Genomic DNA, 10,055 nt, shown 5'->3' with positions numbered 1-10,055 from the left:
ATTCAAGGATAACAAAAACAAAAAATACATGATTTTTTGTCAGTATTTGAAGAATCCTGTTCATAAATTTATCTCATTAATACACCGTCATATTGATCAATGTTTTTTAAAGCAATACCAGTACCACGAACAACGGCTCTTAAAGGGTCTTCTCCAACATAAACAGGTAGGTCGGTTTTATTTCGAATTCTATCATCTAAGCCTCTTAGCATTGCACCACCACCAGCAAGATAAATTCCACTATTATAAATATCAGCAGCTAGTTCAGGTGGAGTCATTGCAAGTGCTTGCATAATTGCATCTTCTATTTGTTTAATTGATGCATCTAATGCACGTGCAATTTCTTTGTAGGACACTTCAACCGCTTTTGGCTTACCAGTAGTTTGATCTCTTCCTTGTACCTCCCAATTAGGTGGTAACTCTTTATCAGTATCTTCTAAGTTTTCAAGAGCAGCTCCAACTTCAATTTTAATTCTTTCAGCAGATCTTTCGCCAATAACTAAATTATGATTTTGACGCATGAAATATCGAATATCTGATGTGAAAATATCACCTGCTACCTTAATAGATTTATCTTTTACGATTCCGCCAAGTGATAAGACAGCAATTTCAGTTGTACCGCCTCCAATATCAATAATCATATTCCCTCTAGGTTCTTGAACTTCTATACCCATTCCAATCGCTGCTGCCATAGGCTCATGAATAAGGTACACTTCTTTTGCACCTGAAATTTCAGCCGAGTCTCGAACAGCTCTTTTTTCAACTTCAGTAATTCCAGATGGTATGCAGATGACCATTCTTAAGGACGGAGCCCAGAATCTATTTTGTAATGAAGGAATACTTTTTATAAATTCTTTAATCATTTGTTCAGCTGCATCAAAATCTGCAATTACACCATCTTTTAATGGTCGATTAGTTTCAATACCCCTATGGGCTTTACCATGCATTTGCTGAGCCTTGGTCCCCACAGCAATAACTTTTGCAGTTTTTAGTTCTGTAGCTACAATAGAGGGTTCATCAACTACCACTTTATCATTATGAATGATTAATGTATTAGCAGTTCCTAAATCAATTGCAATATCTTCGGTAAAAAAATCAAATAATCTCAAAATTTCAATGTTTAAAATGTCTGGTGTTAGTAAATATCATAGCCATATCATTATTATTACAATAATCTATAGATAGATTGTCATTTTTTGAACCTCCTGGTTGTATAATAGTTTTTACACCCTCAGAATTTGCTATTTCAACGCAATCAGGAAATGGAAAAAATGCGTCTGATGCCATCGCAGCATTTTCAAGATTTAAAGAAAACTGCTTTGCTTTTGCAATAGCATGTTTGAGAGCATCTATTCTAGAAGTTTGACCACAACCTGATCCTAGCAACTGCTTGTTTTTTGCTAAAATTATTGCATTTGATTTAGTGTGTTTACAAATTTTATTAGCAAATATTAAATCTTCCATTTGAGTTTTTGATACCTTTACTTTTGACACAACTTCAATAGTCTCCTTACCATCTTTATGATCTTTTTGTTGACAAAGTACTCCATTTAAAACTGTTCTAAATGACACTTTTTCTAAGTTAGTATTTTTTTTCTTTAAAATAATACGATTTTTTTTACTTTTTAATAATTCAAGTGCTTTTTTTTCAAATTTAGGAGCAATTAGTATTTCAAAAAATAATTTATTGATTTGTTGAGCAACTTCATAATTGATAGTATCATTTGTGACAAGAACTCCTCCAAAAGCAGATATGGGGTCGGCTGCTAAAGCCTTTGCCCAGGCTTTTGTTATATTGTTATCCGATGCAAAACCACATGCATTGTTGTGCTTAAAAATACCAAATGAGGTTGTTGAGAACTCTTCAATTAAGCTAATTGCAGCATCAAGATCTAGGAGGTTATTATAAGATAGTTGCTTGCCGTTTAATTGTTCAAAGTTCTGAGTTATGTCACCATAAAAGACACCTTCTTGATGTGGGTTTTCACCATATCTAAGCCATTGAGCATCTACAATATTTTTTTTAAACATCGAAGGTAATATATTATTTTTTTGGATTTTAGAGTCAAAATATTTCGAAATTGCTAACTCATAATTTGATGTTGTGACAAATGACTTTTGTGCAAAATTTAATCGATCTTCCAACGTTGTTTGACCATCATTTTGCTTAATTAATTTAGCTGCGTCGTTAATATCTTCCATACTACTTACAACAAGCGTTTCTACGTAGTTTTTAGCGGCCGCTCTAATCAATGAAACACCACCGATATCTATTTTTTCAATAATTTCTTTATGATTTTGTGTGTTCATTAATGTTGCTTGAAATGGATATAAATCAACGATAACCATATCAATTGTTTTAATATTGAATTTATCTAAATCCATCTGATCGGATTTATTATCAGATCTGCTAAGAATCCCTCCAAATACTTTAGGATGGAGGGTTTTAACTCTTCCACCTAATATTGATGGATATGCTGTAATATCTTCAACAGAATTAATTGGGATATTATGTTGTTCTAAAAACTTTTGTGTTCCACCCGTTGATATGATTGTAATCTTTAGTTTTTTAAAAAGTTTTGCAATTGGTAAAATTTCGGATTTATTATATACTGAAATTAGTACATTTTGAATTTTTTTCATTTATATGATTTAATGGTTAATCGCAACAACTTCTGTTATTTTTTCAGCAAGCTTGTCTTTTAAAAGGCTTTCAATACCATTCTTTAATGTCATTTGAGAAGATGGGCAACCACTACATGCCCCCTTTAAAAAAACTTTTAAAACGCCTTTTTCACATGAAACTAATTCTATATCTCCACCATCCATTTGAATACCAGGCCTTATATATTTATCCAGGATTTGCTCAATTTGAATTATTAGTTGAGATTTTTTTTTATTGGATTTTTTTTCACTTTTCTTAGTTTTATTACTCACATAAATTAGAATGCCATTATTCAGAGATTCTTGAATAAGTATTCTTAATTGATTTGTGATATCCATCCATTCTACAGACTCATGTTTTTTTATAGATATATAATTGTTGGAAATAAAAATTTCTTTTACAAATGGAAATGTAAATAATTTTCTCATTAAAGTTAATTTCTCTGTTTCATTAACAGTCAAGTACTCTCTAGATTCTTTTGCTAACATCTTGTTGGAGACGAACTTCATGACAGCTGGGTTTGGAGTTGATTCTGAATAAATAATGTATGGTGATGCCTGCGACATGAAATTATTAGTAATATTATCTTATCGATAAAGATAATGCAATAAAAAATATAAGTGATTATTTATTAAAAAATATTTACTTCTTCTAATAATATTTTTGATGAAAAGAATAATTCAGTTTTTTTTTGAAAATTTTCTGTATAGTCTGAGACATAAAATTGATGTTGTAGATTTTTAGATTTACTTTTTAATGCTTTTTTTTCTTTTAATGAATTTTTAATTTTAGTTTTTATATGGTCAATAGAATTGATTATTTCAACTTTAAAATTGAAGTATTCATTAATCTCCTTTGTAATTAATGGATAGTGAGTGCACCCTAGAATTAAACTATCAATATCTTTTAGTATTTTATTATTCAGGTATGAATCTAAAATACCTTTTGTAAATAATTGGTGATTATCTTCTTCTATTAGGTTAGCAAGCAGAGGTGTAGCTAAACTTGATACCTTCACATTATTTTTGTAGGATTTAATTTTCTCAGCATATATATTTGATTCTATTGTAGCATTAGTGCCAATTACACCTATGTGTTTGATTTTTTTTTTTTCTGCAACATAATCTATGACAGGATCTATTACATTAAATAGTAACGCTTTATTTTCGACTTGTTGATTAATTTGGAAATATGCAGCTGCAGATGCGCTATTACATGCTATTACAATTGCTTTACAGTTTTTATTAAGCAGGAAATCTACGATTTTATTGCAGTAATAGTTTATACGTTTAAATGACTTACTTCCGTAAGGTAGATGTTGAGTGTCCCCAAAGTAAATTATTTGTTCATCAGGCATCAGCCTACTGATAGAAGATGCTACAGTAAGTCCTCCAATCCCAGAATCAAATATTCCTATAGGGCCTTCAGGGTTCAATTTATATATTTTGTTAAACTATAAATTTAATTGAGCTTTAACCATGTTAGTAATATCATGTGTATCATTTTTATAGACAAGACCCCCAGCATTACCACCAATATCAAATACATATGAATATCCTTTATCCTTAGATACCTCATCGATTGCATTTTGAATCTTTGTTAGGATAGGCTCAAATAGTTCAGCTTCTTTTAGTTGGATGCTTTGTTGTGCAGATTGTTGAAAAAGTGTAATTCTTTCTTCAAGATCTTGTAGGCTTTTCAATTTATCATTTCTAATTGCTTCAGACATACTGTCTTGATTTACTTGAAAATCCTTTAATTGTGCTTCATACTCACTTCCCATCATTTGTGCTTGCTCTTGCAAGTTTTCAACCTCTTGTTGTAATGCAAGTTGTGCTGTTGCTGCCTCTGGCATTATAGAAATTATTTCTTGAGAATTAATATGACCTAATAGTTGTTGTGAATATCCAATTAAACCAATTAATAAACATATAGTAGTAGTAAAATATTTTATTTTCATGAGTATTTTTTTATTTGTTAATAACCTAGTTTTTCAATTATTTCATCACTTTTGTCCAATTCTGGGTGTGAAAATAACATAATTAATTCGGAGGATTTGTCAAAAATGATGTCATATTTAGCTTCGTCAGCAAATTCATTAATCGCTGTGTATATTAACTCTTGAATGGGTTGTATAAGTGCTTGTTGCCTATTATATAAGTCTCCATCAGGTCCGAACCGTTGTTTTGTTAATATTTTAACTTCTTTTTCTTTTAATATAATTAATTCCTCCCTTTGTTTTTTTTTCTCTTCAGGTAGAAGATATTGTTCTGCTTGGTATGTACGATATAATTTTTCTACATCATTTTTTAATAAGTCAATTTCTTCTTGCCATTCTATTGACAAATTGTTTAGTTCTTCTTGAGCAGCGTTAAATTCAGGAATATTATCTAAAATATAACGGCTATCTACATAGGCTATGTTTTGAGCATGGATAAGTGAAGTGAATAAACCAATAATAAAGATTAAATGTTTCATGTTTTTTAAAATTCTAATGACAAATTTAATAAATTAAAATTGTTGACCAATAGTAAAGTGGGTTTGCCATCCACTTTTTGTAGTATATCCTGGAATATTATCAAATCCATGTCCAAAGTCGACACCTAAAACACCAAACATTGGCATAAAAATTCGAATACCTAAACCAGCGGATCTTTTTACTTCAAAAGGGTTAAATTGATTAAAATTCATCCATGAGTTTCCTGCTTCTAAAAATCCTAGTGCATATATTGTTGAGTTGGGATTTAAAGATATAGGATACCTTATCTCAATATTATATTTACTATAAATCGGCGCTCCATCATTTTCGCTAAGAGAGTTGTTCGGGTAGCCTCTTAATGATATTAATTCCCGACCATCTAGTGAGTATCCACTGAGCCCATCGCCTCCCACAAAGAATCTTTCAAATGGCGGGATACCAAGCTGTTGGTTATATGCAGATAAAAATCCAAACTCAAAATGTGTTTTTAAAACAAGATCTCCTGATATTGCACTGAACCAGGTTCCTTGAGCTTTCAATTTTTTATATTCTAAAAATTTAAATTTTTCTTGATCTCCCATTTCAGAATAGTTCTCATTGGTCAATAAAGAGTAAGGAGGTGTAATTTCAAGATTAATAGAAAACCTAGATCCATATCTCGGATAGATTGGATTAAAAATTGAATTACGACTAATAGTAGTTGAAATATTTATATTATTAGAGTATCCATCACTAAAATCAAATAAACTAGTTTGATAATCTTCAAGTTGATATCTATTAATATTGAAGCTATTTTGAATGGTAAAATAGTCATCAGGCCATTTAATACGCTTACCAAGACCAACACTTATACCAATTATTTTCATAGAAGAACCCTCAGTAAATGATTGTACAGATTTCCATAATGCAATAGAAAAAGAGTTTGGTTTTTTCCCTCCTAGCCACGGCTCTTCAAATGATATACTATAATTTTGATAGTATGAACCATTAGATCGTGCTCTTAGACTTAGTCGTTGTCCATCACCAGTCGGTAATGGCGACCATGTAGTTTTATCTTTTATTCCTTTCGTTGAAAAGTTACTAAAACTTACACCAAATGAGCCTACAAACATTCCATTTCCCCATCCACCTTGTAATTCAACCTGATCGGCAGGCTTTTCTTCAACGGAATAATGAATATCTACATTTCCAGTTTGTGGGTCTGGAATAGGATTTACACCTAATGATTCAGGATTAAAAAAACCAAGTCGATTAAATTCTTCCTGTGTTCTAATAATATCAGACCTTTTAAATAACTCACCAGGTAATGATCTAATCTCTCTCATAATAACCCTATCATTTGTTTTTGTGTTCCCCTCTACTTTTACATTACGAATTTTTGCTTGTTTACCCTCAGTGATTTGTAGTTCTAAATCAATATATTTATTAGAGTTAATTACAGTCTCAACAGGATTTATTTGAAAAAAAAGATAACCATCATCCATATATAACGCACTTATATCATCTCCATTTCTACTCATGTTTAAACGTTCATCTAATAATGCAGAGTCAAATATGTCTCCTTTTTTAATTCCTAAAATTTCGGTTAATTTTTCTGATTCATATTTTTTATTTCCAAGCCATGAAATATCTCCAAAGAAGTATTGTTCACCCTCCTTAATTTCAATATTTATTTGCATATTTTGATCTGATAATTCTACAAAATCTTCATTTATTATTTCCAAATCACGAAATCCTTTAGAATGATAAAAATTAATAATAGATTTTAAATCTTCTGCATAATCTTTTTCGATTATCTTAGATGAAGAGAATAGATATCTAAGGCCTGTTTCTCTTGTGTTTTTCATCACTTTTTTTAATTTCGAAGCTTTTATATTATTGTTTCCAGAAAAGTTAATGGATTTAATTTTGACTCTCTCTTTCTTATCTATTACAAAATGTAATGTTTTCCTATTCTCATTAATAGAATCTGGAATAACTTTAGATTGACAAGTAGTTTGTAAAAAGCCTTTTTCAACAAAATGATTTTCTATTATTTGGTTCGTATTATATAATAAGCTAGAACTTACGGCCATACCTATTTGTAAGTCAATTTTATCTCTTAATGCATCTTCTTCCGACTTTTTAATCCCAATAAATTTGAATTTTGTTAGTGAAGGGAGTGCTTCTAAATAAATTTCAAGAATTATTATTTTATTGTCTTGTTGACGTTTCCATACTTGTATGTCTGAAAAAATATTTTGATTCCAAAGAGCTTTTACTCCGTTTGATATTTCTTCACCTGGTGCAGATAATTCTTGCCCAATAGATAGGTTCATTATTCTTAAAATCGAAGGATTATCCAAATTATGATTGCCAGTTAATTCGATACCCCCTAAAATGTATTTTTGGCTTGTAGTTTGCTGTTGTCCTAAAGCAAAAAAACAATTTAATATTAAAATAAATATGAAGTTAAAACTTTTCATTTTCAATTTGTTCAGTTGTTTTCCCAAAACGTCTCTCTCTTTTTTGGTATTCAAAAATAGCCATATATAATTCTTCTTCATCAAAATCAGGCCATTTTTTTTCACTAAAATACAATTCAGAATAAGCAATTTGCCAAAGTAAAAAATTACTTATCCTTTTTTCACCACCTGTTCTTATTAATAATTCGGGGTCAGGTATATTAGAAGTTTGTAAGTATTTATTAAATATCGCTTCATTTATAATTTCTTTTTTTGAGCCTTTTTTTATTATTGAATTTAGAGCATATAGTATTTCGCTTCTTCCGCTGTAACTTAGAGCAAGTGTCAGTGTTAATTTATTATTATACTGTGTTTTTTCAATAATCTCTTCCAATATTTCTTGAGATTTTTTAGGTAAGTCTTTTGTATTTCCTATAGTTTGAAGTTTAATTTCATTTTTTAAAAAACTATTTTTATTCTTATTTATGGTTGCAACAAATAAGTCCATTAACATTTCTACTTCTTTTTTAGGTCGTGCCCAATTTTCTTTAGAAAATGTAAATAGAGTAAGGTATTGTATATTCAATTTAATTGCAGTTTTCACAATGGTATTAACAGATCTTACACCCTGAATATGTCCAGAAAACCTATTTTTTCCTTTTTCTTTTGCCCACCGACCATTACCATCCATAATGATAGCTATATGTTCAGGGATATTATTTTTAATAATTTGTCTATATATATTCATTGAATAAAATCAATACATTCTTGTATAGGGTCTTTTATGCTATAGATAATACTCACGCCCAAAAAGCCATATTTATCTTTATTGTTTGGGTCACCTCTTTGAAATCCGTCGCTAAAATTATGAGATGAAGGTTCAGCAAGTTCTAGAGCTAAGTCTGTCATAATTGATTCATCTATATATGTTGTGCTTACATCATCAAGATAATCATTAAATGTAATTCTCCAACCTACGGTCAAAGATAATGTGATATAATTAAAAATATTGGCTTTATAGCCAACACCAAAAGGTATGGAAATTCCCGATAGTTGATACAAATCTCGAGCAGGATAAAAATCCGATCCTTGACCCTCAGTTGATAATGGTCTTAGGTTATACCATAAACCATTATTAGATTGGTTCTGGGGATTATAGTAGTATTTACTAACTCCAGAGAATATAAAAGGACTAAAGTTGTAATCAGAATCTCTACTTGAATATGGTCGAAAATTAAATTCTAATAGTAATGCAAATTCGGTAATTCTAGATTTGAATTTCAAATTTCTTGTATTTATATAGAAATCATTGCTTTCTAAATCATTTGATTGAATCTTACCAGATTTAATTGATAGGTTTAGTCCAAAATAATAATTAAAGTTTCTTTTGAATTCAATACCAACTGTTGGTTGAGATTCTAAAATAGCATTTTCGGAATTTTGATAACCAACATCGCCATGAAATAGGGTCCCACCAACAAATAATCCTAATTCATTAGTTTGGCCATATCCTATCTGGATTGAGAAAATAAACAAGCAAATAGTAATGGTATTATTGTATATTTTATAGTACTTCATAGTTTCTAGTGTCTAAGCCCCATAGAAGCTTTTCTCTAATTGTTTGTGAGTAATTTGCTGAAAGTAATTCTAGTAATTTAATATTATAATTTGCTTTTTTGATAGTTATACAGGTTCCTTTTCTAAGATATTCATTTCTTGAGTCCATGGATAATAAAAATTTCCGACTATTATTAGGATCAATAATCTTAAGTTTGATGATATTATTATCAGAAACAATTAGTGGACGGACATTTAAATTATGAGGTGCAATTGGTGTAATTATAAAATTATTAGAATTAGGCATCACAATAGGTCCACCACAACTCAATGAATAACCAGTAGAGCCAGTAGGAGTAGAAATAATTAGCCCATCAGCCCAATAAGTGTTTAAATACTCATTATTTAATAAAACTTGAATATTAATCATTGAGGAGTTTTCTTTTGATGAGACGGATATTTCATTTAGAGCATATGGGAATGGCAAGTTGGTATCTTCAGCTTGAATTTCTAGCAGAGTCCGATTACTCAGTTGGTATTTTTTGTTAGTTAAATAATGCATTAATGTAGATATTTCATTCCTTGAAATTGTTGCTAAAAAACCAAGTCTTCCAGTATTAATTCCAACAATTGGTATTTCAGTGTTTTTAACTAATGTAGCAGCATCTAAGATTGTACCATCTCCACCAAAACAAATAATATAATCAATATTTTGTTGAACCTCGTCTATAGATTTAATCGTTTTAATCGTTTTATTATTGTATTTAAAAGTTCTTTTTTCTAATAATTGAAAAAAAGATTTTGTGCAAATAATATTATGATTTCCCAAAATTAGCTCATCAATAAAACAGATTATCTGTTCACCAATATTTTTTGAGAATTTTTTACCATGCAGTATTAATTTCATATA

General features: G+C 29.8%; 10 protein-coding genes. All 10 read right to left on the bottom strand.

Annotated features, from left to right (window positions below; all coding sequences use genetic code 11):
• Positions 1-68 precede the first annotated feature (68 nt).
• On the bottom strand, positions 69-1,109 hold the full coding sequence (locus CBD51_001610; protein RPG60289.1) for a rod shape-determining protein: 1,041 nt from the start codon (positions 1,107-1,109) through the stop codon (positions 69-71).
• A gap of 4 nt (positions 1,110-1,113) precedes the next feature.
• Positions 1,114-2,643, bottom strand: a complete 1,530-nt coding sequence (gene purH / locus CBD51_001605) for a bifunctional phosphoribosylaminoimidazolecarboxamide formyltransferase/IMP cyclohydrolase PurH (protein ID RPG60288.1) — start codon at positions 2,641-2,643, stop codon at positions 1,114-1,116.
• Positions 2,644-2,652: 9 nt separating this feature from the next.
• The gene (locus CBD51_001600) at positions 2,653-3,231 is read right to left on the bottom strand and encodes a NifU family protein (protein ID RPG60287.1); all 579 of its coding nucleotides are present in this window, start codon (positions 3,229-3,231) and stop codon (positions 2,653-2,655) included.
• Positions 3,232-3,296: 65 nt separating this feature from the next.
• The gene (gene murI, locus CBD51_001595) at positions 3,297-4,100 is read right to left on the bottom strand and encodes a glutamate racemase (protein RPG60286.1); all 804 of its coding nucleotides are present in this window, start codon (positions 4,098-4,100) and stop codon (positions 3,297-3,299) included.
• A gap of 18 nt (positions 4,101-4,118) precedes the next feature.
• Positions 4,119-4,625 carry an OmpH family outer membrane protein gene (locus tag CBD51_001590; GenBank protein RPG60285.1) on the bottom strand — a complete coding sequence of 169 codons (507 nt, stop codon included), beginning with the start codon at positions 4,623-4,625 and terminating at the stop codon, positions 4,119-4,121.
• A 17-nt stretch (positions 4,626-4,642) separates the two neighbouring features.
• Positions 4,643-5,143, bottom strand: a complete 501-nt coding sequence (locus tag CBD51_001585; GenBank protein RPG60284.1) for an OmpH family outer membrane protein — start codon at positions 5,141-5,143, stop codon at positions 4,643-4,645.
• A 33-nt stretch (positions 5,144-5,176) separates the two neighbouring features.
• Complete coding sequence (bamA, locus tag CBD51_001580; GenBank protein ID RPG60283.1) at positions 5,177-7,690, bottom strand: outer membrane protein assembly factor BamA; 2,514 nt, start codon at positions 7,688-7,690, stop codon at positions 5,177-5,179.
• Complete coding sequence (locus CBD51_001575; GenBank protein ID RPG60282.1) at positions 7,596-8,336, bottom strand: isoprenyl transferase; 741 nt, start codon at positions 8,334-8,336, stop codon at positions 7,596-7,598. Before CBD51_001575 ends, bamA begins: the two co-directional genes overlap by 95 nt.
• Positions 8,333-9,166: a hypothetical protein gene (locus CBD51_001570; protein ID RPG60281.1), complete on the bottom strand. Its 834-nt coding sequence runs from the start codon at positions 9,164-9,166 to the stop codon at positions 8,333-8,335. Before CBD51_001570 ends, CBD51_001575 begins: the two co-directional genes overlap by 4 nt.
• Entirely contained in the window at positions 9,153-10,052 is a 900-nt protein-coding gene (locus tag CBD51_001565) for an NAD kinase (GenBank protein RPG60280.1), read from the bottom strand. Before CBD51_001565 ends, CBD51_001570 begins: the two co-directional genes overlap by 14 nt.
• Between the last annotated feature and the right edge of the window lie 3 nt (positions 10,053-10,055).

It is taken from the genome of Flavobacteriales bacterium TMED191 (assembly GCA_002171975.2).
Classification (GTDB): domain Bacteria; phylum Bacteroidota; class Bacteroidia; order Flavobacteriales; family TMED113.
This window is presented reverse-complemented; position numbering and strand designations above follow the sequence as displayed.

Bases quoted from the DNA above. Each gene is read 5' to 3' on its own strand.
- purH (RPG60288.1), bottom strand. From the start codon at position 2,643: ATGAAAAAAATTCAAAATGTACTAATTTCAGTATATAATAAATCCGAA.
- CBD51_001600 (RPG60287.1), bottom strand. From the start codon at position 3,231: ATGTCGCAGGCATCACCATACATTATTTATTCAGAATCAACTCCAAAC.
- CBD51_001590 (RPG60285.1), bottom strand. From the start codon at position 4,625: ATGAAAATAAAATATTTTACTACTACTATATGTTTATTAATTGGTTTA.
- CBD51_001585 (RPG60284.1), bottom strand. From the start codon at position 5,143: ATGAAACATTTAATCTTTATTATTGGTTTATTCACTTCACTTATCCAT.
- bamA (RPG60283.1), bottom strand. From the start codon at position 7,690: ATGAAGAAGAATTATATATGGCTATTTTTGAATACCAAAAAAGAGAGA.
- CBD51_001575 (RPG60282.1), bottom strand. From the start codon at position 8,336: ATGAATATATATAGACAAATTATTAAAAATAATATCCCTGAACATATA.
- CBD51_001570 (RPG60281.1), bottom strand. From the start codon at position 9,166: ATGAAGTACTATAAAATATACAATAATACCATTACTATTTGCTTGTTT.
- CBD51_001565 (RPG60280.1), bottom strand. From the start codon at position 10,052: ATGAAATTAATACTGCATGGTAAAAAATTCTCAAAAAATATTGGTGAA.